Raw genomic sequence first — 24,604 nt, forward strand, 5'->3', positions numbered from 1 at the left:
TATGCTCCGCTTTTGAGCCACTTTCCGCCTTGTTATCGAGCCTGATCCAGACTTCTCAAACAGGCTCTGAGAGGCAACCCACAGCCGAAGGAGTTCGCGGATGATCGAAACAATACATCTGGACCCCAAACTGAAAAAGTGCCTGGTAACTCTTAAAAAGGGCAGCCGGCGGGCCTGTCTGGCCGCCGATCGGGTGGAGACCATTATTGACGCGCTGAAAACAGGCGGCACCCTGCCGGAACAGGTCTGTGCCTTCACCCGCAATGGCGAGGCGCGCATCAAGGGGTGCCGCAAATTCAACCTGGGTGCCGGATACCGCCTGGTAACGCTGAAACAGGACAGTGACCTCTACCTGCTTTTTGCCGGCACCCACGACGAGTGCTCCCGCTGGATTGAAAACAACCGCGACCATCTGCCATTGGAAATGATTGCCGAACGCAGTCGAACAGTTAAACGGCCGATCCCCCAGGCATCCCCGGCAAAAGAAACGCACTGCACGGATAAAACAGAACCGGAAGAGGATTGGATTCCGCCACTGGATGACCGCGATCTGAGAGTTATTTTCAGCGGCCTGGTGAATGGAAACTAGCCAATAATTTACAACCCATTGAAAGGAATCACCATGTTCAATGTCACCGAAACCGCTATTCAGGCGGTAGGCGAGTATTTTAAAGACATGGATGTCAAACCCATCCGCATCTTTCTCACCCAGGGTTGTGGGGGGCAGCAACTCTCCATGGCCCTGGATACGATAGGCGATGCCGATGCCGTACACGAGGCCGGTGGTTTTCAGTTTATTATGAATCAGACCCTGCTGGAACAGGCCAAACCCGTGGAGATCGACTATGCCAACACGAGTTTTCGCATCTCGTCCAATCTTGAACTGAGCGGCGGCTGCCAAAGCTGCGGCACTGCCGGTAGCTGCTGCTCGTCGTAAGCACCCAAGAGAACGCCCCAAGCAACCATCGCCGCTATGGAAAAAGCCCCCGGATCAACAACCCAGAGGCTTTTTTTCGTGGTTCGGTCGGATACAACAGTCACACCTTGTTGAATTCCCTGGGAAACCTGCGAAATGTTGCCTATTTTTTGCATGGATAATTATGGCCTTGGATTTTTAATAAAAAATGGCGCTTGACAAAAATGCCGGCTTCGCCTATCATATTGGACGCAATAAAGAATTGCTTCAAATCACCGGCATTATGAAAATGCCTAATCCAATCTGAACGACAATCGAATACAAAACCGCTTAACGCCATGAAGGCGCACGGGCTGAAGTCCGTTCGTTTCATGGCGTTTTTATTTTCAGATAAAAGGAATCGTCCTTGAAAAAAATCATTCCAGGAATTCTGCTGGTTGTCCTGTTTTCAGCCTACGGCCTATCCGCCCATGCCGCCCAAGACAAACGCGTCGAACGGGACACCGATGATGACGGTAAAATCGACCAAGTCGCCCTCATGGACCCGCGCGGCAATCCCCTGCGCCTGGAGATCGACAGCAACGCGGACGGGCGTTTCGACAAGATCCAGCATTACCGCGACGGCAAACTGACCGCCATCGAAAGCGACCGGAACCATGACGGGTCGATGGATACCCGCGACACCTTCGAGAACGAAAAACGTGTGCGCCATGAACGCATGAATCCCAAGACCGGCCGGGTGGAGCAGATCATCCGCTTTGACGATCAGGAGCGGCCCCTGACCATGGACCGGGACACCACTGCTGACGGCCGCTTCGACACCCACCACGCATTCGAGGCCGGCCGGCTGGCCCGATCGACCCGCGACACGGATGGTGACGGCAAAATCAATGTCTGGCAGACCTTCCGCAACGACCTTCCCCTGGAACAGAAAACCGACGGCGATGGCGACGGCCGCGTCGAACGCATCGTCGACTTCGACGAAAAGGGCCAGCCGCGCCTGTCCCGGCACGACCTGGACGTGGACGGCCGCTTCGAAACCGTACGCCACTACCGCGATGGGGAAATTGCCCGGCAGGAAAAGGACGAGAACGACGACGGCACCCCGGACACGGTGGTGCAGTTCGAAAACGCCCTGCCAGCCTTGCAGACCCGCGACACCAACTTTGACGGACGCGTGGATGTGACCACCCGCTACAAGGCCGGACAGCCGGTCCGCGAAGAGAAGGATACCAATTTTGACGGCACCAATGATGTGACCCTGGTCTTCGACAGCGCCGGACAGCCCCTGAAAATGGAGGAGGACACCCGCTACAACGGGCACGTCGACCGCATCCGCCACTACCAGGACGGTATGGTAAAACGGGTAATCACCGACAGCGACGGTGACGGTTTTCTGGAAACCACCTCGTTTTTCAAAAAGGGCAAAATCGCCACCCAGACCCAGGACACGAACAAGGACGGCCGGGCCGACATGACAATCTTTTTTAACAAAAAAGGAGAGAAGGCCCGGGTTGAAAGCGATACGGATTTTTCCGGGAAACCCGACGCCTGGGAGTATTACCGCGGCCAGGCCCTGGTGCGGGCCGAGCGGGACAGCAACGGCAACGGCCGGGTGGATCTGAAGGTTTTCTATCGCAACGCCGAGCGCCGCAAACTGGTCCAGGACCGCGACAATGACGGCCGCTTCGAGACCACCCAGTGGTTCGACCGGCCCCCCTGGTCCATGGTCATGGAACTGGACGCCGATCTGAACGGCGCGCCCGAGGGGTGCTACTGCTATAAAGACGGTGTGCTACGGGAAAAGCAGGTGGACGAAAACGGCAACGGCCATTTCGATCTCAAGGAGATCTACGATGAAAAGGGTCGCATCACCCGCAGTGAAGAGGCGCCCGACGAGAACGGCCGCTTCACCCTGGCCTGGATCTATGACGAAAACGAAACCGCCATCCGGGCGGAGAAGGACCGCGACCGGGATGGTCGGCCGGATATCTGGTACGACTATCGCCAAAGCCGACTGGCCGGCCTGGCCGAGGACACCAACGGCGACGGCAAAGCCGACCTGTGGGAAACCTACGACGAGGCAGAGGCCCTGGTGGCTCGGTCAAAGGACCTGAACTACGACGGTGAGGTGGATTTCACCGAAAGCGCCGGCGGTAGCTGAGTTTTTTCCAACTGGATCTGAAACCTTTCAGTCCTCGACCCATTTATCTCTTTTCAAAGGAGTGCCAACGATGTTCGATTTTCTTGCCAAGGGAGGCGTTCTGGTGGGGCCCATTCTGCTTTGTTCCGTGATTGCTCTGGCCCTTTTTCTGGAACGTCTCATTCGCCTGGGACGGGTTAAAGTCCGCGGCAACGGTCTGGTCGCCGGCATGGCCCGGTTTATCCAAAAAGGCGAAGATCAGCAGGCCTATGACCTGGTCAGCCAGGATGCCTCCCCCATGGGCCGTATTCTCACCCAGGCCATGGAAGTCAAGAACCAGGATCGCGAAACCCTGGAAGCGGTGCTTGTGCACGCCACCGAAGCGGAATCCCGCGACCTCTCCCGCTATCTCCAGACCCTGGCCACCATCGGCAACATCACGCCCCTTTTGGGTCTGCTGGGCACCGTTATGGGCATGATCAAGGCCTTTATGGTGATCCAGGAGATGGGCGGCAAGGTCAACGCGGCCGTCCTGGCCGGCGGTATCTGGGAAGCCATGCTGACCACAGCCCTCGGACTGGCCGTGGCCCTGCCGACCATGGTGGCCCACAGCTACCTGAGCGCCCGGGTCGACCGTTACGAAGCCCAGCTCCAGGACGGAACGGTGACATTTCTCAAAGCCATTGGTTTTCGGATCCACGGCCATCTCCACACGGGGAAAGACCACACCCATACGCACACCCATGCCCATCCATAACCATTTCCCATCCGGAGTCGCTTCATGCTTGTACATGCAAAACCCAAAAAACGGTACGCCGTTCAAATGCCCATGACGTCGCTCATCGATATCGTCTTCATGCTGCTGATCTATTTCCTGTTGACCACCAATTTCATGGTCGATGAAGGCATCAAGATCAAGCTGCCCCAGGCCCGGGCAGCAGCCCCCCAGACCGAGGAAACCATCACGGTCTATGTGGATTCCCAAGGGCAGGCATTTATCGGAGAGGAGCGGCTTGCCCTGGACTGCTTGTTCGACCGGCTCAAGGAAAAAATCGGCGGCCGGCAGGATGAACTGGTGGTCGTCCGCGCCGATCGTACGGTAATTCTCAACCAGGCGGTCAAGGTCATGGACATCGCCAAGGCCGCCGGTGCCGGCAGGCTCTGCCTGGCAACGGAAAAGGAGTTGTAAGCCATGGAAGCATCTTTGCACCTATCGGCCATGGATCGCCCATCCCCCCCCAACTGGCTGCTCAGGACGCTGATCATCCTCTCCGTGGCGATCCACGGGGTGATGTTCATGCACCTGTCAGGCATCTACCGCACCCAGGCACTGAGTTATATAGAGATGTCCCTGCAGAATATCGCCCGGCCGGCCGCAAGGGATATTCCTCGGCCGCGGCCCCGACCCAAAGTACCCGAACCCCAGGATCAAGTGAAGGCGCTCAAAGCCGTTGCCCGTCCCGTGCCCCGTTTCAGGCCCCTGGCCATGGCGCCGGTGGAGAGCAACCTGCCCGACAGTCTGATGGAGGGCATCAGCGCCCCGGACGTCCCGCAAACACCGGGTGTGGAGAGCGCCGCCTGGGTCCCCGGCCCCCATGCTCAGACCGTAGGCGGCGAATATATGACTACATCCAGCTACCTGGATATGGTGCGGCTCAAAATCGAAAGCCGCAAGCGTTACCCCGAAACCGCCAAGGCGAGAAGCATTGAAGGTCGCGTGACCATCCGTTTCATCCTGCTCGCCGACGGCAATGTACGCGATCTCTCCGTGTCCAGGGGCGCCCGTCATCGTTCCCTGGACATGGCTGCATTGGACGCGGTCGAACGGGCGGCCCCGTTTCCCCGGCCACCATCCAACCTGTTCAAAGGCGACCTGCCCCTGGAACTGACCATCGTTTTCGAGCTGACCTGACGCCAATCATCCGATCTGAAGTGATGGCAAGGATCGAGCATGGAAAGTCAGGCTTGTACCCAAAAACAAAAAGGGGAGTGATAAAACAGGGAAACATAAAAAAGAAAGGGGGAAAGCAGCCGGCTCCGGCCAGAGTCTTTTGGCTGCCATCCCCATGAAGTCCCTCGCGGGCGAGGGATGCAATGGTCTATTTATATCACCTCAGCACCCCGCCTTCAAACCGTTTTTGCGGAAACATTCCATCCATCACAAAAATCGATGGATAAAAACAGTTCCCTGGACTGCCAATCTGCGTCTGATTCGCCACCGTGTTGCACGTCCTGAACGGTTACGGTTGACGTGTTCCGGGACGAGTGTGGAACTGCCCTTATCTACTTAAAAAGAAGCAATGCAAGGATCATTCGGACCACTTGGTCAAAACTGGCGCTTTGGCCGCTGGAGCTGCCAATATAAAATATAGACCGTTCGAGCAAATAGCTGATTTACGCAAAACATGAGGTCAACACACCTGAAAGTCCCTATGCCGATTATGCGAATTACCGTCCTTACATGCTGTTTGAAGTTGAAGTACACTAATGAGCGAGGAGAAGGAGAAAAAGATGATGTCGGCGAGTGGAAAACGGATGCGACCAACGAGCATTCCTACGAAGGCTATGAAACCATTGACCTTAAAATTATTCAGACATTGGCCAAATCATGGATTCTCTCTCTGGATATTAAAAACCTCACCGATGAAACCTATTCAGAATTTGTGGGTTATTGGTCGGGAGAAAACCAATATGCAGGCAGCAATGCGCGCGCCTATTACTTTAGCGTTATGTACGAGTTCTGAAACGAAAACGCAGAATAACACGCTTTTCGTCAACGGGGTGCCGTACCCACTTGCGGCACCCCATTGGCTGTCCCTGTGAGTCGTACTTCAAGAACCCAACGAATTTTTAATGGAATACATGGACCGGAAAAGAATGAAAAGAATCAATCTGTTTTGTCTCGTCATGCTCGTTATACTGATCTGTTCGGCCTGCCACAAAACCGGCGATGAAACGGCTGCCGAAGGACCGCTCGAGACCACGGGGAAGACATCTTCTCCCCCAGCGATCAATACCAATGAACCGCTCTTGCTGGCCCTGGATATCGAACCGGACGATGGATTCGACCCGCTCATGGGATGGGGGAGCTATGGAACGCCCCTCTTCCAGAGTACACTGCTTCGGCGCAATGCCGATCAATCGGTCTCCGGCGACCTGGCCAAAGCATGGGAACTTGACGATTCCCGCCGGGTCTGGAGAATAACCATCCGGGATGATGCCGTTTTTTCGGATGGAACGCTGTTAACGGCCGCAGACGTCGCCTTTACGTTCAACCAGGCGGCGAAGACCGCCGGTAAAACCGATGTTACAGTTCTTGAACAGGCGGTCGTCATCGACCCTTACACGGTCGAGATTCGTCTTAAGACCCCTCAGATCACCTTCATCAACCGGCTCATTACCCTGGGGATTGTTCCGGCGCACGCTTACGGCAAATCGTATGGCCGAAATCCCGTCGGCTCCGGCCCCTATCGACTGGTACAATGGGACGAGGGACGGCAGATGGTCATGGCGTCCAACCCGTATTACTACGGTCAGAAGCCGGCAATCGAAAAGGTCGTTTTTCTTTTCATGGAGGAGGACGCCGCCTTTGCCGCCGCCAAGGCCGGCACCGTTCATGTTTTTCGCGCCCCCCAGATGCTGGCCAAACAGGAAATCCCCGGGATGATCCGCCATGCCGTCCCTAGTGTCGATAATCGGGGGATCTGTTTTCCGTGCCTTCCTCCACAGAATTGGCAATCACCGCAGGGATATCCGGTAGGCAACCCGGTAACGGCGGATTCGGCCATTCGCAAAGCCATCAACCATGCGGTGAATCGGCGGGAACTGGTGGACGGTATACTGGAAGGATTCGGCTCCCCGGCCCATGGGCCGGTAAACATGTTGCCCTGGGACCAACCGGATAGCGCCATTCGGGACAACAATCCGGAAACGGCCCGTCAGATCCTGAAGGCCGGCGGGTGGCAGGATAACAACGGGGACGGTATTGTCGAGAAAAATGGCATCGCGGCATCTTTCAGCCTGCTTTACGACGCCAACGACAGTATCCGGCAAGCCCTGGCCCTGGCCGTCTCGGACGCAGCAAAAAAAATCGGTATCGAGATCGTTGTCACCGGCAAGAGTTGGGATGACATCTACAAGTTGATGCATAGCAATGCGGTCCTTTTCGGATTCGGCAGTTTCGACCAGACGGAAATGCACAACCTCTATTTCGGCGGACGAAAAGAAGAAGCGCTGCATAACCCGGGATTCTATGCCAATCAAACCGTTGACGGTTACCTGAACGCGGCCATGGCGGCACCTACCGAGAATGCCGCCATTCCTTTTTGGCAAAAGGCACAGTGGGACGGAAAGACCGGCTTCTCGACCCGGGGCGATGCGGCCTGGGCCTGGCTGGTCAACTTGGATCACACCTATTTTATCAGCCAACACCTCGATATCGGGCACACATGCACGGAACAGCACGGATCTTACATAATCGCCAATCTGCCCCAATGGCGGTGGAAGGTTCCGTCCCGGCCGTGTGCATCCGGCACCTGATTCGGGCCGGCCGGCATTTTTCGGCGCTCACCTTTGATGAACTCGTAAAAAGTGCCGCTCTCGTCATGCCGGACTTGATCCGGCATCCAGAACTTATTGAAATGAATGGATAGCGCTAAAGCTTCACTTCGTGCCCGGCCTACGCCGGAATGACGAAAAGATGAGAACTTCGACTTGTTGCGAATCCGTCACCTTTAAAAAAACGGGATCATCGCGGAATAGTGTGATTCCGAGATATACAGGTACATTTTACTGGACATCAGGAACTGCTTGTGACTATATGTAATGGGAAAAACTCTTTGGAGGATTTCCCATGAAACTACTGCCGTACATAACATCATTTGTAAAGGACGCCGCAAAGTCCGTGAAACGAATTAGCCAGCAGGAATTCACAAGTGTCGCAGATAACACATTGACAGAATTGCTGGGCATAGCGACCTTGTTCGTTACTATGTATGCCCTTCGTCGCGAAGGGGATGAAGACGTGCTGCATCTTCGATGTGCCCATCGTGAAGAGGTTGCTTTGTGTCCCCATTGTGGGGCTCTTTCAACAAAAGTTCATCAGGAGGAGCCTCGTTGCGTACGACATTTGGATGTTTGGGGTAAAAAGACCTTTTTGCATTTCCTGTCCCGCCGTTTCGAATGTGATCAATGTGGTAAGGTTTTCACCGAGGAATTACCATTCGTTGATTCCCATCGTAGGCAATCTTCTGCTTTTGAGATGCGTGTCTATCAATCTTGCCTTACCAGTACACGTAAGGATGTTGCTAAACGTGAGGGGTTAAGCCAATCCACGGTTAAAGAGATCTTCAATCGTCTCGCGGCATTGAAAAAGAGTGTTGGCGTTGACGGCCTGACCCGGGTGCTGGGAATCGATGAAATTTCGCTTAAAAAACGCCACAAGCAATTCGTTCTCGTGATTTCGGATATTTCCAGAAAGTGCATTCTCGCAGTGCTGCCTGACAGGGAGAAACAGACACTGGAAAATTGGATCGAATCGCTGAGTGATCAACAAAAAAAGGCGATCCGATTTGTTTCCATCGATATGTGGGCGCCCTATTATCAAGCCGCTTGCAACAAGCTTCCCCATGCCAAGGTGGTGGTCGACCGGTTCCATGTGATGAAACAACTCAACCACCGTCTGACCCAACTTCGAACCAGATTTCAAAGGCAGTGCGATCCTGAAACACAAAAGATACTCAAGGGTAGCCGTTGGCTCATCGTGCGTAACCGATCCGAATTGTCGACAAAGCAAGCTGATCACTTGGATCAAATATTGGAATTGTGTCCTGATCTTCGCGCATTGTACCTTTTAAAGGAGGAGTTCCGCACGATTTTTGAGAAAGTCAGATGCAGAGAAAAGGCAGCCCGATTTCTTGATGTATGGTGTTTGAAGGCCGAACGTACAGGTGATAAATATCTTTCAAAGTTCTGTAAGACCTTGAAGAACTGGCGAGAGCAGATCTTAAATTACTTCATCGAAAGAATTACAAATGGGTTCGTTGAAGGTACCAATAATTCCCTCAGGGCTATTATACGCATGGCATTCGGCTACAGAAATTTCAACAACTTTAGGATACGGGTACTCGCAGGATTAGGTGATTTTCACACTAATCCGCGATGAGCCAAAAAACGAAAGTCGAGGAATCGATGCTGGGATACATCGGACGTAAAACCATTCAGCTGATATCGCTGCTGATCGGAGTCGCCATCATTTCTTTCACCCTGGTAAGCCTTTCTCCCATCGATCCGGTTCGTGCTTACATCGGTGATGACATGACGCGCATGTCTGCCGAACAGCGCCTGCAGATCGCCCAGCGATGGGGGAGCGGTCAACCGGCACCGACGAGATTTCTCAAGTGGTTGGGACAGATTGCCCAAGGAAACCTGGGCGACTCATTGATCTTCAACAAACCGGTAATCGACGTCATCGGCGAACGTTTCACGCGGTCCTTATGGCTCATGGGAATGGCCTGGCTGTTATCGGGAATTTTCGGTTATTGCCTCGGGATCATCGCCGGTGCATGGAAGGGATCAGCGCTTGATCGCGCAATTCGCTTTTACGCCTACACCCTGGCCTCCACACCGGCATTTTGGCTGGGCATGCTCCTTTTAATCGTTTTTTCCGTGAAACTCCAGGTTACCCCGGTCTGCTGTGCCGCACCGCCAGGTAAACCGGCCGCCGAAGTTTCTTTGTGGGAGTGGATTCATCATCTGATTCTCCCTGCGGCCACGTTGAGTATCATCGGCATCGCCAACGTCGCCCTGCACACCCGCCAAAAACTCATCGACGTCCTGCATAGCGATTATGCCCTTTTTGCCAGGGCACAGGGGGATACGACCTGGGGCATCATTTGTCATCACGGTTTGCGCAATATTTCGCTGCCGGCCCTGACCCTTCAGTTCGCATCCTTTTCCGAACTGTTCGGAGGCGCGGTTCTGGCCGAGCAGGTGTTCTCGTATCCAGGCCTCGGACAAACCGTCATCCAGGCCGGTTTGCGAAGCGACGTGCCCCTGCTGCTGGGCGTCGTTCTTTTCAGCGCCATCTTTGTTTTTACCGGCAACACCCTGGCCGATTTGTCGTATCGCGTCGTCGACCCGCGTATCCGCATCGGAGGGAGAACATGAACACCGCCGACACCATTTCGCAACAAATTCCTGCCGCCATGCCGGATCAACAAAAATGGATGTACATCCTGGCGACCCGGCGCGGACGTACCCTGCTGGCCATTTTCTCCTGCCTCGGTTTGCTGACCGCCATCCTGATATGGGGAGTCCTCGTCGGTGAGACAGGGCTTTCGACTGCTTTGTCGCAGCGCAACCAACCGCCGGGATGGGGACATCTGTTCGGGACCGATTGGCTCGGCCGGGATATGCTCACCCGGGTTCTGCTCGGCCTGCGGTTGAGTCTTTCAGTCGGTCTGGTCGCCGCGCTGATCAGTACTGTTTTAGCAATGTTTCTCGGTCTTACGGCCGCCATGCTGGGCGGCGTGGTGGATACGGTGATCATCTGGCTTGTCGATCTATTCATGAGCCTCCCCCACCTGGTGTTCCAGATACTGATCTGCTTCGCGGTGGGCGGGGGTGTGCCCGGAGTGATTCTGGCCGTGGGCATTACCCACTGGCCGGGGCTGACCCGGATCATTCGCGCCGAAGCCCTGCATCTGAAAACAAACAATTATGTCTTGATTTCCGCCAAGCTGGGGCATTCCCGATTCTGGATTGCACGACGCCACCTTTTCCCGCACCTGGTACCGCAATTTCTCGTTGGACTGATTCTCATGTTTCCCCATGCAATCCTGCACGAAGCGGGATTGAGTTTCATCGGCATCGGCCTGACCCCGCATATGCCATCCGTCGGTATTTTGCTGGGAGAATCGCTCCGCCACCTTTCGACCGGCTACTGGTGGCTTGCGGTCATACCCGGGGCGGCGCTGCTGATCATGGTCAAATCCTTCGATATTCTGGGAGAAAACATCCGCACCCTTCTTACGCCAAGAACCAGTCAGGATTAAAACAAATGCTGTCGCTCCACGATATTACCCTCTCTTTTACCCGCTACGAAACCGGCTTGATCCGCAAAGAGCTGCCTGTTTTGAATGGGTTGGATCTCGTTGTTAAAAAAAATGAACTAGTTGGGGTCGTTGGTGCCAGTGGTTCGGGAAAAAGCCTCCTTGCCCATGCCGTGCTTGGAATTCTTCCGGCCAACGCAAATCTGACCGGAACGATGGAATTCAAAGGCGCCCCCCTGACACACAAGCGGCAACAAGCTGTTCGTGGGAAGGAAATTGCGCTGATTCCGCAATCCATTACCTTCCTGGACCCGCTGCAACGCATCGGCGAACAGGTACGCCGTGCGGCGATCTTAAGCGGAGTAGATAAAAAAACCGCTATCCTGCGTCAGAAAGCCGCTTTCGAGCGTTACCAACTGCCTCCATCAACAGCCCGTCTTTTCCCATTCCAACTCTCGGGAGGTATGGTCCGTCGAGCACTGCTGGCCACGGCAACTGTCGGCAACGCCGATCTGCTCATCGCCGATGAACCGACGCCCGGTCTTCAACCGCAGATTGTCAGCGAATCCCTCAGCCATTTTCGCGAGCTTGCCGACAGCGGTAAAGGGGTTCTGTTGATTACCCACGAGTTAGATGCCGTCCTCCATGTAGCGGATAAAATAGCGGTATTCTACGGCGGAACAATCTTGGAAGAGGCGTCGGCAAACGACTTCGATCATGGCGGAAAAAACCTCAGGCACCCGTTTACCCGCGCACTGTGGGAAGCGCTGCCGGGCAATGCATTTAAAACCTCTTTTTTTTCACGGGAAGGACCCGGTTCGCTTGTACAAGGCTGTCCACTTTATCAATACTGCGCTGCAAAAACCGACCTGTGCGCAATCCAGCCGCCAATTGGCCGCCGGCTGAACGGCGGATTTGTAAGGTGCCATAATGCTTGAAGCCGAACATATCAGTTACCGGTTTGCCGATACCCAGCCCTGGATCATACAAAATGCCACCTTGCGCATCGCACCCGGGGAAGTCGTCGGGCTCCATGGACATAGTGGAGAAGGCAAAACCACGTTGGCAAAAATCCTGGCCGGCTATCTGATGCCGGACAAGGGAACGGTCCGGGTGGATCAAGCACCGCTGCCAAGCAAAGGGTATTGCCCGGTTCAGATGGTTTTTCAGCATCCCGAAACCGTTCTTAACCCCCGTTGGTGTATCCGGGATTCTCTTTTAGAAGCAGGCACAGTACCGGATGAACGACTGCGCCATTTCCAGTTGAAAAAAGAATGGCTTGAAAGAAAACCCCATGAGTTGTCCGGCGGCGAATTGCAGCGCATCGCCATCGCAAGAGTATTAGGAACCGGAACCCGCTATCTTCTGGCCGATGAGATTACCACCATGTTGGACGCCATCACCCAGGTCCAAATATGGACGGCCCTGTTGGCCGTTGCCAAAAAGAAAAATATCGGGGCGATGGTGATCAGTCATGATGCGCAGTTGATAAAAAGGATCTGCGATCGGGTGATCAACATTGCCGGGATTCAGTGGAAAGGGGGTGATACAACCCTATAAACCAATGGAGGAAGGGGAAGGCAGCCGGCTCCGGCCAGAGTTTTTCGGCTGCCTTCCCCGGTGAGGGCCCCTGGATAGGAGCGCCATGCTAAACATCTTACCATCCGCGCTTTCCGATGACAAGCAGACGTGTCTATCCCCAGCAATTGTAATTATGCGGTTCAGGTTTGTACCAGCATGGCAATTCGATCAGTTCTTCGAAAAATTTAGTTCAGGTTATGATCAAAAAGTGAAACAAAACTGTACGCAATTAGCCAGCCGATGAATTTCTTCATTTTTGGCTCTCTGTATCAGAAATTTTGATCAAACCTATCCATTGGTTAATAAAGGAACTCGTACGGTTTGATGTGAAAATCTGCCAAGGATTTTAACTGGTGTCTGCGTATTCGATCTCCAGGCCTCGCATCATAAAAGTTAACATCGCCTCCCAACTGGGAAAATACATATATCGCGTCAAAGCGCGCACATCGTCAAAAAAGGTTTTGCGCGTTGGTAACTCAGCACGAACCAAGCTGTACTTCTCATCCATCAGTTCAAGAACGGTATGGAACAGAAAGGCTGATATGGTTGAACACTTGTCAAGAGAAAAACCTATCCATACCCAAAAAACTTGGGCCAATAATTTTCATCGAGCGTTTGGATAGAGGCGGGGTCTGCAATAACGACGGTAGAGCACTCTGATATTCGCGGATTGGATACCGCATGACTAGGCTTCGTCGTGGAGCTGCCTCGGTCTAAAGACGGGAGTTTCGGCCTGAAGGCCTATTCCGATAGCTTTTTCGAGGGTTCTCCAAACCGCGACCGCGCCCCTATCCAAAAGCTCGATGGCTATATTTGTTCTTTGATAAAGCCGATCCTTTCTTGAGCATTTTTAAAATCAATAAGTTCTTTTTCTATTTGCATCATCGATTATAGAGAAGTACTTATCCAGCTTCTTGAGCCGGAGCAACAGTCGCGCTTCTCTCGCCGTCGCTAATTCCCACCCAGCGTGGAAAGTCAGGGCTGTCAAGGCTGCGACCTTAGGGAGCACCCTTTAGGGCTTGGCCTTGATAGGCCTGGGTTTCCACGCTATAACAAATCATCTTTCAGCGGCCACGATTGGAACAGCCCGGGCAATGGCCCAGATGAAACCGGCCAACTCGCGTGCAATCGCGGTGATGACCACGTTATGGTTTTTGCCCTTTGCAATCAACCTGCGGTAGCGGTGGCATAGTCGTAGCTGTGCATTCCAGGCAATATCCAAAACATCGTCCGGCAAGCCTTCCTGGCGTTTACGGATCGCCTTACTTTTCCGGGCCGGCATACGATAGGCCTGAGCCGATTCGATCAACGTCCTGCGGGCATGGGTATTGCCGGTTTTGGTAATGGGGCCTTTTTTGATGGTGCCACCGCTTGAATGCTCCGATGGGATCAGACCCAAATAGGCCATCAGCTGTGCCGGCGTATCGAAACGGCTCAGATCCCCCAGTTCAGCGACGACGGTCACCGCGCTGAGCAAAGAAATCCCCCTGAGCGCTTGCAGAGCCTCGATAACCGGAAGCAGTCGACTGGTTTGGCAACATTGCTCAATCGCTTTTTCGATGCGCTTAACGCGGGCCTCATGGTCTTCCATGGCGTCCAGGTATTCGGTAAGGGCAATATGCTGGGCAGGATGCTGCATTTTCAGCTCCGCCAGCCAATTTAAATGAGCTTTACCCCATTTGCTTTTACCTGGATAACTGATTCCTTGTCGCAATAAAAAGGCATTGATCTGTTGTTTGACTTTGCGGAGCGATATTTGGATGTCTTTTCGTGCACGTACCAGGTCACGAAGCGCTTCATCGGCCTGATCGGGGACATACACCGGCGTCAGTTCTCCGGAACGGTGGAGCGTCGCCAGGTGGGTTGCATCACGGCGATCATTCTTAACCCGATCACCTGTTTTTTTGGGGATCAACGCTGGAGCAACGACAACGCAATCGATCCCCTTGCTTGTTAAATGCCTATAGATCGGATATCCGCACGGACCTGCTTCGTAAACACAATGCAATTCGGCGTTTTGTGAAATCAGTTTTCGCATGACGTTATCAATCTGCCCCAGGTCGTTGCTGATTTTTCCATACACTCGAACCTTAAGCGTCATTTTGCGGTTGGATTTTCCATTATTTTCAACACGCGACGTGCGGAGCGCGGCTTCTGGCTGCCTTGATGATGCGTTGATTCATATTTTCCGTTCTTACAACATGGCGATCAGCGGAAGATAAAGATGAAGTGGAAAGTTGAAGTATTTTATCCAGATTTGACATCTTTTGGGACGGTAACCCTTTTTCTTTTCTCCGCGCTTCTTCTTTATCGAGTTGTGCAAAAGCAAGAGGAAGACGATCAATGGATCCGCAAACGGCACTGACATAATCGGGTTGGTTCAGATTATACACCAGCGCTGCCTCAGCCGGTAATCGTTCAAAATCATGTGTGAGGTTTTTCCGCCCACTCCTGCGTCGTTCGCCATGTTTTATGGTGCCGAAAAAATTTTCTATAATTTCGTTTGTACGACTCACAAGTCGCATTCGAGAAGGGGCGTTCTCCGGTAACGTAATAACGTGGCCCCAAAGGTGTTCGCCATGAACATCGATATGTTTCAAGATGATATCAATGGCATCACGCATATCTTGGGCCGGGCCTCTTTTGGGACGACGTTCTTTGAGCGATGCCGTCCAATCGTAAAATCGTTTCCGCATCAAATCAATGTCTGCCACTGTTTCATTTTCGGGCAGTTTTTTCGCGGTCCGCAGTTGATCCCGCAATTCATCGAATAGCTCAGCACGGCGTTGAAGACGCTTGATGATGTGACGAAAAGGAACTTCACATGCAACTTTGGTCAAAATCCGGCCAAGCCGTTTGAGTGCACCCGTTACTTTTCGATCATCGGATGGGATACGAAGAAACGCATCAATCGCTTTTGATCCGATCATGCAGCGGTTAAAAAAATCGAAATAGGGTCGGTCAAATGGAAAATCCAGCCCGGAGGCGTCGGCATGATAGTCGATCACCCATTGGCTTAGCGCACGGACAACCGCTATCCCATTTTTTCCCGGCGGCAATTGATATGTATGGTCTTCCATCTCTTGCCATGCAATAACCGTTTGCCGAGCATCATCGATCTGTAAACCAATCTTTCCGCCGAACTCGCGAATCAGGCGCTTAATGTCGGCCTGAACCTTGGTTCTGCGAAAAAGGTCGCGAAGGGCACAATGGTCAGAATTTAAAAGATCTTTGCCGATATCCGCCAGAAAATGCTGATGGCAGGCCAAAACAGGGATCTCCAATCCCAATTCGGAAACCAAATCGTTCAGCGCCGGTGTGACCGCTCGCCCTAAATCTCGCATCCCCGCACAAGGCGGGCCGAATCTTTCAACGGTGTCGCGCAGACATGGCAAAATAAGTTCAGCTTTCTCAGTGGCTATCTTCCATGCGCCAAGCACCCATTTTCGCCAACCGGCCATCACAACAAAAAGCGTGCCTCGGCCGTTTTCTCCGCTTGCATCGATGTGCATCGGCCATCCACCGTCATTTTCCAATATTTTTCTTATGCGGTCGGCTTTTGCATAATGAAGCCGTAGAAAATATTGTGAAAACCGCATGGCCAAGTCACTGACTTCACCAGCTGAGATACGAATGCCATAGTCGTCATTGAGCGCTGCCATGATCTCTTCTCGCTGCCGATGTTCAAGCAACCGCTGGCGTCCGACAAAAACCATCAAATCATAGCCGGCATTGCAGTTTGGCATAATAGTTTGCGACACGGATAAAGATCTTTGGGTCACCAAGGTGCCGACGGGATGATGGCATCGGCCGGCACAAACATACACTGTTTCACATACTTCGAATACTCCATGTCGAAGGGTCCTGCCTTCATGGCGGTATGTTTTCTGAACTTTCATTGGGCCATGACAGATTTCACAGCGTCCACGCTCCTCTTTGGCCGAAACAACAACATCGGTCAGTCCGAAAGCCTGTTTACAACAACGGTCATTCAAACGACGCGCCTCATCTCTCAAATCGCTCAGGACGTTTAAGGGAGGCTTGCCGTTTTTTTTTCTGTCGGGATCCCGTGTCGAGTAAAAATCTGTTTGACTTGCTCGACTGTAACCGACATCCCTCGTACGTCCAGGCGCTCAGCAACCAACGTTGGAGACACCCTGATCTTTACGGTTTTAAACGCTTCAATCAGCACGGCGATGGTTAATTCTGCTGATGGTGGTTCAACAACCGGTGCTGTCTTTTGCAAAAGAAAACGGCGCGTATTTAACTGCAGTTGTGCTTTTTCAGGATTTGCATCTGTATATAGAAAGAAACGTTCCAGCCGACGGCGACCGATCTGATTGTTTTTAACCAGCCCATGCAGTGCATTATGCAACGTGTTGGGAATTCTTATTTTCAACAAATTCAGCATTTCTTTGGGCATCATGCCGGCATCTGAAGAATGGACGATTTTGATGATGGTGTTTTTCAGCGTGCCATATTGTGAAAAACCAATCCCCTTATGAAACCACAATCCCCACTCATCAAAAATCGGTACATCCTGAAGCGTATAATAACGACCGGCATCCGTAAAACTCGTTAAATATCCCATGCGTTTGAGTCTTCGAAAAACACTCATTCGCGACGTCGTTTGAAGTAAATGATATAACTGGCCAATATCTGCGATATACTTCTTATTGAAAAAGTTCCAAAGTACTGTCTTGGATTCTTCAGGTGAGAGCATATGGCCTCATGATACAATTATTTGTTTGAATGTAAATTATTCAAACAATCGTATCAATTTAGCCCTCCCATGTCAATCCTCGGGTTTAATAATATCAAATGGTTACATTTTTTAGTGCCGTCATAATCATCGAACAGCGATACAATTATGAATGAATATAACGATATATTTGCTTACATTTCAGTGGGTTAAAAAACCCAACTGCATTCTGACCCTGTAGACTCGAACGTTTCCGTCACGTCCTTCATCGGCGATAGCAATGGTAATCGAATCTTTGTGGACATCTAAACCAACATACTTTACTATCTTGTTCATGGCCTGCCTCCTTGATTTTGGCTCTGTAGTTAGGTTTTTTACGGACCGCTCACTATAACCCACGTTTTCAAGGTTTGGCAGGCCTTTTTATTGCCGTCTTGGTTAACGTTCAACCATATTGTCTAACAAGTTGAAGGTCAGCAATAATGATGAAAGGTGCTTGTTCCCGTGACCGAAGTTGTGTTCAATATTATAGCCTCTGTTTTTCAAAACATTATTATTTTCGTTCTCGACTTTCCAGCGTGCTCGGCCATCTTTGACAATTTGCTTGACGTTGCTCTTTGAAACTTCAAAATTGGTTGCAAATGCGTTTTTGTACACGATTTTTCCATCGGGCAGGGTTGTTGTCAGTTCGCACCAATTAACATCAATGGCGTTTTCACTATCACGTAGCGGCAGTTTGTTGGCAAAGCGATACGTATCGATTTCATGGGTTTTGCCGGTCCAGCGCTTCTCCACCACGGTTTCGATGGTCTGCATGGCGTCCAATTCATCCAGCCACTGGTAAAGGGTTTTATGAGAATCGGGTTTACAGACCAAAATGAAATCAAGTTCTTGATCTAATAGTTTTTTGCAAATCGGTTGTTTACAGTATAGATCATCGCCCAATACAGTGATGCCAAAAGGTTGATACTCCGCCGCATATTGATCGATCCAGCGTTTTGCTGCCGCGTTTTCGCAATCTTGTTTATCATGGCCATCCTGGGGGGTAATAAATTCCGGTTGCAAAGCAATCACCTTATTGTTTTCCGGTGCCACAATCACCGGGGTCACGACTGAATGCGAATAGGTTACGGTTCCATTTTTATGGTGCTTGCGACTACAATTATCACAATGAATTGTATTTGAAGCAAAATACTGCGTTCCGTCAAAGGCAACCAATAAATTGTTGTCGTATGAGCGAAACCCGTCCAGATGACCGGATTTTTCCAATCCGTCGAAAAGATATTTGAACACGGGCGTGACATAAGAGGGATGGACCTCGTCCATTAAACTTTTGATGTGGTTGGTACAGGGAATTTGAGTGAGGCCGAAAAGTGATTGCGCATTGTTTTTGCCTTTTGTTTGCTGCATAGCGGATTGAAAAGCTGATATGGTTGAACACTTGTCAAGAGAAAAACCTATCCATACCCAAAAAACTTGGGCCAATAATTTTCATCGAGCGTTTGGATAGAGGCGGGGTCTGCAATAACGACGGTAGAGCACTCTGATATTCGCGGATTGGATACCGCATGACTAGGCTTCGTCGTGGAGCTGCCTCGGTCTAAAGACGGGAGTTTCGGCCTGAAGGCCTATTCCGATAGCTTTTTCGAGGGTTCTCCAAACCGCGACCGCGCCCCTATCCAAAAGCTCGATGGCTATATTTGTTCTTTGATAAAGCCGATCCTTTCTTGAGCATTTTTAAAATCAATAAGTTCTTTTTCTATTTGCATCATCGATTATAGAGAAGTACTTATCCAGCTTCTTGAGCCGGAGCAACAGTCGCGCTTCTCTCGCCGTCGCTAATTCCCACCCAGCGTGGAAAGTCAGGGCTGTCAAGGCTGCGACCTTAGGGAGCACCCTTTAGGGCTTGGCCTTGATAGGCCTGGGTTTCCACGCTATAACAAATCATCTTTCAGCGGCCACGATTGGAACAGCCCGGGCAATGGCCCAGATGAAACCGGCCAACTCGCGTGCAATCGCGGTGATGACCACGTTATGGTTTTTGCCCTTTGCAATCAACCTGCGGTAGCGGTGGCATAGTCGTAGCTGTGCATTCCAGGCAATATCCAAAACATCGTCCGGCAAGCCTTCCTGGCGTTTACGGATCGCCTTACTTTTCCGGGCCGGCATACGATAGGCCTGAGCCGATTCGATCAACGTCCTGCGGGCATGGGTATTGCCGGTTTTGGTAATGGGGCCTTTTTTGATGGTGCCACCGCTTGAATGCTCCGATGGGATCAGACCCAAATAGGCCATCAGCTGTGCCGGCGTATCGAAACGGCTCAGATCCCCCAGTTCAGCGACGACGGTCACCGCGCTGAGCAAAGAAATCCCCCTGAGCGCTTGCAGAGCCTCGATAACCGGAAGCAGTCGACTGGTTTGGCAACATTGCTCAATCGCTTTTTCGATGCGCTTAACGCGGGCCTCATGGTCTTCCATGGCGTCCAGGTATTCGGTAAGGGCAATATGCTGGGCAGGATGCTGCATTTTCAGCTCCGCCAGCCAATTTAAATGAGCTTTACCCCATTTGCTTTTACCTGGATAACTGATTCCTTGTCGCAATAAAAAGGCATTGATCTGTTGTTTGACTTTGCGGAGCGATATTTGGATGTCTTTTCGTGCACGTACCAGGTCACGAAGCGCTTCATCGGCCTGATCGGGGACATACACCGGCGTCAGTTCTCCGGAACGGTGGAGCGTCGCCAGGTGGGTTGCATCACGGCGATCATTCTTAACCCGATCACCTGTTTTTTTGGGGATCAACGCTGGAGCAACGACAACGCAATCGATCCCCTTGCTTGTTAAATGCCTATAGATCGGATATCCGCACGGACCTGCTTCGTAAACACAATGCAATTCGGCGTTTTGTGAAATCAGTTTTCGCATGACGTTATCAATCTGCCCCAGGTCGTTGCTGATTTTTCCATACACTCGAACGTTTCCGTCACGTCCTTCATCGGCGATAGCAATGGTAATCGAATCTTTGTGGACATCTAAACCAACATACTTTACTATCTTGTTCATGGCCTGCCTCCTTGATTTTGGCTCTGTAGTTAGGTTTTTTACGGACCGCTCACTATAACCCACGTTTTCAAGGTTTGGCAGGCCTTTTTATTGCCGTCTTGGTTAACGTTCAACCATATTGTCTAAAAAGGATGGGCTTTGGGTAAAGAAAACAGAAAAAGCTCCCAGGGCTGCGTCTTCTATGCTGTAGCTGGTATTAGTTCCGATGCGCCGGTCAGGAAATGCAGAAATAGTTTGGCGAAAAAATTGGATCACTTTGTCAAATGTGAATTCTGCATGTTTCCTTTCAAGTAGGATGCGGTTTTCTTCTTGTTCTGGCAATCGCATGGCCCTGGCTCGCTTTTGGTAAAAGTGGATGAGTATTCACCCTCTTATATCCATTACAAGCTTCTGTGTCCAGAACATTTTGAAATAATACAGAAAATAAATGCATCGAACTTTGATTGAAAAAAACTTCCGTTTGGGTAGCAAAGAGAGCCATTTCAAAATTACAATTGCTGGTCTATCCCGGTCTGTCTATAGGGCCCACCATTAACCCATCCCAGCCAAGCAATCGGTTTGGATTCCCGTCTGAGCCCAGCACCTGGGGTGTGCCCATGATCTGCCATTGAGCGATATCAAGGAGAAGGAGCGTAGAGGAAAGATGAAAAGATTAATAATTACATGGTGCGTGTTCGTTCTGTTTCTGGTTGTACCGATTATTGCTGTTGAACCTTCATTTTCTCAAGAAGCCAGTGATGAAACTTCGGAACAACCGTACAAACTTGAAGATGTTGTGGTGCGCGGTGACCTGAGCCAGAAAAACCTGGATGCGTCCTCATCGGAAGTATTGACCAGTGAGGAAATTACCAACCGTGTGTATGATAATCCCGTGGAAATCATTGGCCTGGTTCCCGGCGTATCGATAAACCAGTACAAGCAGGGAGGGACGGCGTCCAGTCTTCAAATGAGGGGATTTACCTCCGTTTCGCACGGTTCCGATGCCGCATTTTACATTGACGGTATCCCGCTTAACGAGGGAGACGGGTATGCAGACACCAATATCGTCAACCCGGAAGAACTGGAACGGGTGGAAGTGATCAAGGGTCCGATTTCGCCCCTTTACGGAAATTATGCGTCGGCAGGTGTTGTCCATTTTCACACAAAAAACAAGGTGGACCATCAACACGTCAAGTTGCAGTATGGCGCCTACGACACGTATGAAGGCAATTATGTGGGCGGGTTTACCAGCAAAGATGGGAAGACGGACCATGTCTATTCGTTTATGACCTACCACACCGATGGCTACCAGGACAATTCGGATTGGGATAAGCTGAACGGCGCCGCCCGGATTACCCACCATCTGACCGACGATCTGAATATCCGCCTGAGTTTGCGCGGATTCAATTCAGACTGGGACGCCCCCGGGTGGCTCAACGAAGAAGAGTATGAAGACGACCCCGAAAAATCCGTCAACGACGCCAATGGCGGAAGCAAGGACTACAAATCCGGCAAAATTGACGTCGACTATATGCTCTCCAGCGACTCGAAACTTCTCTTCCAGCTCTGGAGCTATGACCAGAATTTCGTGAGGTACTACGCCGGCAGGGACGAAGGCGTGGAGGTGGGGACCAACATCGGCAATGTGCGCGATTTTGACCGGCTGGCCTATGGCTCCAACGTCAGTTACAATTTTCTTGGCGATCTATTGGGCCGGCAGATGAGCTTTACGGCCGGCGCCGACTATATGATGGAGGACATCGACCGCAACAGATGGCGGCTAACGGCGGGCAACGGCCGTGAAAAAGGCGAGAAATACATCGACTACCATATCGACTTCGAGTCGATCGGAATCTATACCGATATCAACTACCAGGTCATCGATCCACTCAAGATTATCATCGGGGGCCGCTACGATCACTTCACCGGGGATTTGACCGATCACCTGTTGGACGACCAGGAGTCTTCCATGGATGACACCGATATATTCAGCCCCAAGGGAGGCCTGCTGATTACCCTGCTGGATGATCGCCTGGAACTGTTCGGCAATTATTCCCGCGGGTTTGCCATGATGTCCGGTTTCGCAGAGCAGGCGCAGTACACCCAGGACAGCTGGGATCCGCAAATCAGGACGCAATATGAAATCGGCATGCGGGTAAGACCGGTGGACTGGTTTAACGGTCAGTTGATCGGTTTTCGCCTGGATACGACCGATGACTTTATTCAGGACCCGGTTACCAGCGAATATGAAAATAAGGGTGAAACCAGACGCGACGGAATTGAATTGACGCTTGATTTCTATGCTTTCGATTTCGGCTACCTGCACTGCGACTACAGCTATATCGACGCCACCTATGAAGACTACTCATCAGGGGGCGTGTCTTATGACGGCAACGATCTTTCAGGGGTGCCAACTGATATCGTTAACATCGAAATAGGCTACAATCCGGTAACAGGCTTTGGTGGAAGACTCAGGTACCATTATCAAGACGGTGGGATGCTCGACGACGCCAACACCCTCAAGGGCGAATCGTGGGACAAAATCGATGCGAATATCTTCTATCGCTTCGGCAATGATCCCAGATACACCATTGCCTTAGAGGTCCTGAACGTTTTTGACGAGAAATATCCGGCGTGCGAGTCTTATTGGAGCGGATCAACATCTTATTCTCCAGGCTTGCCACTGAGTGCCTATCTCTCCTTTACCGTCGATTTTTAATTTCCTCACCTTAAAAAATTCTGATTATAACGGATTTTGGGGAGTTTGATTCCAATAAGCCGAACATACAGTGGCCTATCCCCCGACAAAAACACAACATGTTGATATTATTGAAGATTTGAGTCTAGACTTTTTACTAATAATTTTATATAGTTAGAGACACATCCCGCCAAAGGAGGTCTCTAACTATATGGGAATAGCAGATACAAGATCCGCTAACCGAAACAACAGAATCATATGTTTGCCCTTTTCTCAAGGCAATTATGAATGCAACATACTCAACCCGGTTGATTTCAGAACTTCCGTAAACAAAAGGATCGAACTGTTTCCGGAATTATTCCCGGCTGAAATCGAAAATGGATATCGGATGAAGGATCTTTATTACTCAAAAAAACAATCCATATGGATCCGTCGAATTAAAATATCCGGTGTTGCTTACACCATTCGTCCTTCATTTGTACTGCCATACCTCGTTGGATTTGTTGACGAAATCGAAGATGCAATGTTTTTTAGAAAGTTCGACATACCATTTTGGGCCATAAGTCGTGTTTTCGGAAAAGATCCCATGTATTGGTATCGAATCGAACAATCTATCGGGCGAAACAGCATTGTCGGAACAACTGTCCGAAATCCTCAAGATGTTCCCGAACATCTTGCCGCTGATGAAAAGCATACTCGAATTTTAGGTGAAAAAACGTATGTGGCCACGACAGTTGGTGATGGCTGTATTCTCGGTGCAGCCGTTGCCAAAGACGCCGGAGAACAAGCGTTAACAGATGCGTATCAAGTGTACAAACAAGAGGCCCAGTGTATAAAGCCGGAATATTCACCGGAAACCGTGAATATGGACGGCTGGAAAGCCACCCGAAATGCGTGGCAATTCCTCTTCCCGGCAGTAGTTATCATTTGCTGTTTTCTTCATGTGTTTATCAAAATTCGTGACCGTGCCAAAAAGAAATACCGAGATATTTTTGAAAACGCCGCATCAAAGCTATGGGAGTGTTATCGCGCTGAAAGTAAGGCATCGTTTTCCCAAAGAATAAGAAGGTTGTACGAATGGTGCGAAAAGAATGCTGTGCCATCCGTTATCATAGATCCCATAACGAAGTTACGGAAAAACATTGCCGCCTATCGTGTTGCCTACGATCATCCTAAAGCACACCGAACCAGTAACATGGTTGACCGGTTGATGCAAAGAATGGATCGCCACCTGTACAGTACCCAATATTTTCATGGATCGATGGATGCAGCGCAGTTGAGTATTCGAGGATGGACGCTCATCAATAATTTTTCACCATACAATCCTCGAACGGTTAAGTTGCACAATGGATTTAAAAGTCCGGCGGAACAGCTAAACCAATTCAGATATCACAACAACTGGTTGCAAAACTTGTACGTTTCGGCTTCTTTGGGTGGGTACCGGAGACCTCCCCAAAATCCGATATAATCA

22 protein-coding genes are annotated in these 24,604 nt (G+C 51.1%); 15 read left to right on the top strand and 7 right to left on the bottom strand.

All coding sequences use genetic code 11. From position 1 onward, the window contains the following. The first annotated feature begins 100 nt into the window (after positions 1 to 100). From GN112_RS13780 to GN112_RS13840, 13 genes are all read left to right on the top strand, one after another. On the top strand, positions 101 to 589 hold the full coding sequence (locus GN112_RS13780) for a hypothetical protein (protein ID WP_155310749.1): 489 nt from the start codon (positions 101 to 103) through the stop codon (positions 587 to 589). Between the two features lie 33 nt (positions 590 to 622). Then, positions 623 to 937, top strand: a complete 315-nt coding sequence (locus GN112_RS13785) for an IscA/HesB family protein (protein WP_155310750.1) — start codon at positions 623 to 625, stop codon at positions 935 to 937. 385 nt (positions 938 to 1,322) lie between these two features. Next, complete coding sequence (locus tag GN112_RS13790; RefSeq protein WP_155310751.1) at positions 1,323 to 3,080, top strand: hypothetical protein; 1,758 nt, start codon at positions 1,323 to 1,325, stop codon at positions 3,078 to 3,080. A 70-nt stretch (positions 3,081 to 3,150) separates the two neighbouring features. Continuing rightward, on the top strand, positions 3,151 to 3,816 hold the full coding sequence (locus GN112_RS13795; RefSeq protein WP_155310752.1) for a MotA/TolQ/ExbB proton channel family protein: 666 nt from the start codon (positions 3,151 to 3,153) through the stop codon (positions 3,814 to 3,816). A gap of 24 nt (positions 3,817 to 3,840) precedes the next feature. After that, entirely contained in the window at positions 3,841 to 4,248 is a 408-nt protein-coding gene (locus GN112_RS13800; protein ID WP_155310753.1) for an ExbD/TolR family protein, read from the top strand. 3 nt (positions 4,249 to 4,251) lie between these two features. After that, positions 4,252 to 4,971, top strand: coding sequence for an energy transducer TonB family protein (locus GN112_RS13805; protein WP_155310754.1), 720 nt, complete (start codon positions 4,252 to 4,254; stop codon positions 4,969 to 4,971). Between the two features lie 562 nt (positions 4,972 to 5,533). Continuing rightward, positions 5,534 to 5,803, top strand: coding sequence for a TonB-dependent receptor (locus GN112_RS13810; protein WP_162458931.1), 270 nt, complete (start codon positions 5,534 to 5,536; stop codon positions 5,801 to 5,803). Between the two features lie 133 nt (positions 5,804 to 5,936). Next, positions 5,937 to 7,598, top strand: coding sequence for an ABC transporter substrate-binding protein (locus tag GN112_RS13815; RefSeq protein WP_197743324.1), 1,662 nt, complete (start codon positions 5,937 to 5,939; stop codon positions 7,596 to 7,598). A 313-nt stretch (positions 7,599 to 7,911) separates the two neighbouring features. Further along, complete coding sequence (locus GN112_RS13820; RefSeq protein ID WP_155310574.1) at positions 7,912 to 9,222, top strand: ISL3 family transposase; 1,311 nt, start codon at positions 7,912 to 7,914, stop codon at positions 9,220 to 9,222. A gap of 26 nt (positions 9,223 to 9,248) precedes the next feature. Next, on the top strand, positions 9,249 to 10,226 hold the full coding sequence (locus GN112_RS13825; RefSeq protein ID WP_197743325.1) for an ABC transporter permease: 978 nt from the start codon (positions 9,249 to 9,251) through the stop codon (positions 10,224 to 10,226). Then, positions 10,223 to 11,113, top strand: a complete 891-nt coding sequence (locus tag GN112_RS13830) for an ABC transporter permease (protein ID WP_197743326.1) — start codon at positions 10,223 to 10,225, stop codon at positions 11,111 to 11,113. Before GN112_RS13825 ends, GN112_RS13830 begins: the two co-directional genes overlap by 4 nt. A gap of 5 nt (positions 11,114 to 11,118) precedes the next feature. Next, on the top strand, positions 11,119 to 12,048 hold the full coding sequence (locus tag GN112_RS13835; RefSeq protein WP_155310757.1) for an ATP-binding cassette domain-containing protein: 930 nt from the start codon (positions 11,119 to 11,121) through the stop codon (positions 12,046 to 12,048). Next, the gene (locus tag GN112_RS13840) at positions 12,041 to 12,670 is read left to right on the top strand and encodes an ABC transporter ATP-binding protein (protein ID WP_174247661.1); all 630 of its coding nucleotides are present in this window, start codon (positions 12,041 to 12,043) and stop codon (positions 12,668 to 12,670) included. The genes GN112_RS13835 and GN112_RS13840 overlap by 8 nt, the downstream gene beginning before the upstream one ends. 1,078 nt (positions 12,671 to 13,748) lie before the next feature. On the opposite strand, the gene GN112_RS13845 is transcribed toward GN112_RS13840, so the two are convergent. The 7 genes from GN112_RS13845 to GN112_RS13870 form a co-directional block, all read right to left on the bottom strand. Then, the gene (locus GN112_RS13845) at positions 13,749 to 14,792 is read right to left on the bottom strand and encodes an IS110 family RNA-guided transposase (protein WP_155310759.1); all 1,044 of its coding nucleotides are present in this window, start codon (positions 14,790 to 14,792) and stop codon (positions 13,749 to 13,751) included. 25 nt (positions 14,793 to 14,817) lie between these two features. Next, complete coding sequence (locus GN112_RS13850; protein WP_155310760.1) at positions 14,818 to 16,686, bottom strand: hypothetical protein; 1,869 nt, start codon at positions 16,684 to 16,686, stop codon at positions 14,818 to 14,820. A 35-nt stretch (positions 16,687 to 16,721) separates the two neighbouring features. Beyond that, on the bottom strand, positions 16,722 to 17,414 hold the full coding sequence (locus tag GN112_RS13855) for a hypothetical protein (RefSeq protein WP_155310761.1): 693 nt from the start codon (positions 17,412 to 17,414) through the stop codon (positions 16,722 to 16,724). 180 nt (positions 17,415 to 17,594) lie between these two features. Continuing rightward, positions 17,595 to 17,729 carry a hypothetical protein gene (locus GN112_RS34850; RefSeq protein WP_269434912.1) on the bottom strand — a complete coding sequence of 45 codons (135 nt, stop codon included), beginning with the start codon at positions 17,727 to 17,729 and terminating at the stop codon, positions 17,595 to 17,597. Positions 17,730 to 17,831: 102 nt separating this feature from the next. Further along, complete coding sequence (locus GN112_RS13860) at positions 17,832 to 18,878, bottom strand: ISNCY family transposase (protein ID WP_155310762.1); 1,047 nt, start codon at positions 18,876 to 18,878, stop codon at positions 17,832 to 17,834. A 459-nt stretch (positions 18,879 to 19,337) separates the two neighbouring features. Next, positions 19,338 to 20,456, bottom strand: coding sequence for an IS110 family RNA-guided transposase (locus GN112_RS13865; RefSeq protein ID WP_155309156.1), 1,119 nt, complete (start codon positions 20,454 to 20,456; stop codon positions 19,338 to 19,340). Between the two features lie 102 nt (positions 20,457 to 20,558). Next, on the bottom strand, positions 20,559 to 20,783 hold the full coding sequence (locus GN112_RS13870) for a hypothetical protein (protein WP_155310763.1): 225 nt from the start codon (positions 20,781 to 20,783) through the stop codon (positions 20,559 to 20,561). Positions 20,784 to 21,099: 316 nt separating this feature from the next. Here GN112_RS13870 and GN112_RS13875 point away from each other — a divergent pair, with 316 nt between their 5' ends. Together GN112_RS13875 and GN112_RS34350 are read left to right on the top strand one after the other, a co-directional pair. Then, positions 21,100 to 23,154, top strand: a complete 2,055-nt coding sequence (locus tag GN112_RS13875; RefSeq protein ID WP_155310764.1) for a TonB-dependent receptor — start codon at positions 21,100 to 21,102, stop codon at positions 23,152 to 23,154. A gap of 190 nt (positions 23,155 to 23,344) precedes the next feature. Continuing rightward, complete coding sequence (locus GN112_RS34350) at positions 23,345 to 24,601, top strand: hypothetical protein (protein ID WP_231716904.1); 1,257 nt, start codon at positions 23,345 to 23,347, stop codon at positions 24,599 to 24,601. Positions 24,602 to 24,604 lie beyond the last annotated feature (3 nt).

The organism is Desulfosarcina ovata subsp. ovata (genome assembly GCF_009689005.1).
GTDB classification, from domain to species: domain Bacteria; phylum Desulfobacterota; class Desulfobacteria; order Desulfobacterales; family Desulfosarcinaceae; genus Desulfosarcina; species Desulfosarcina ovata.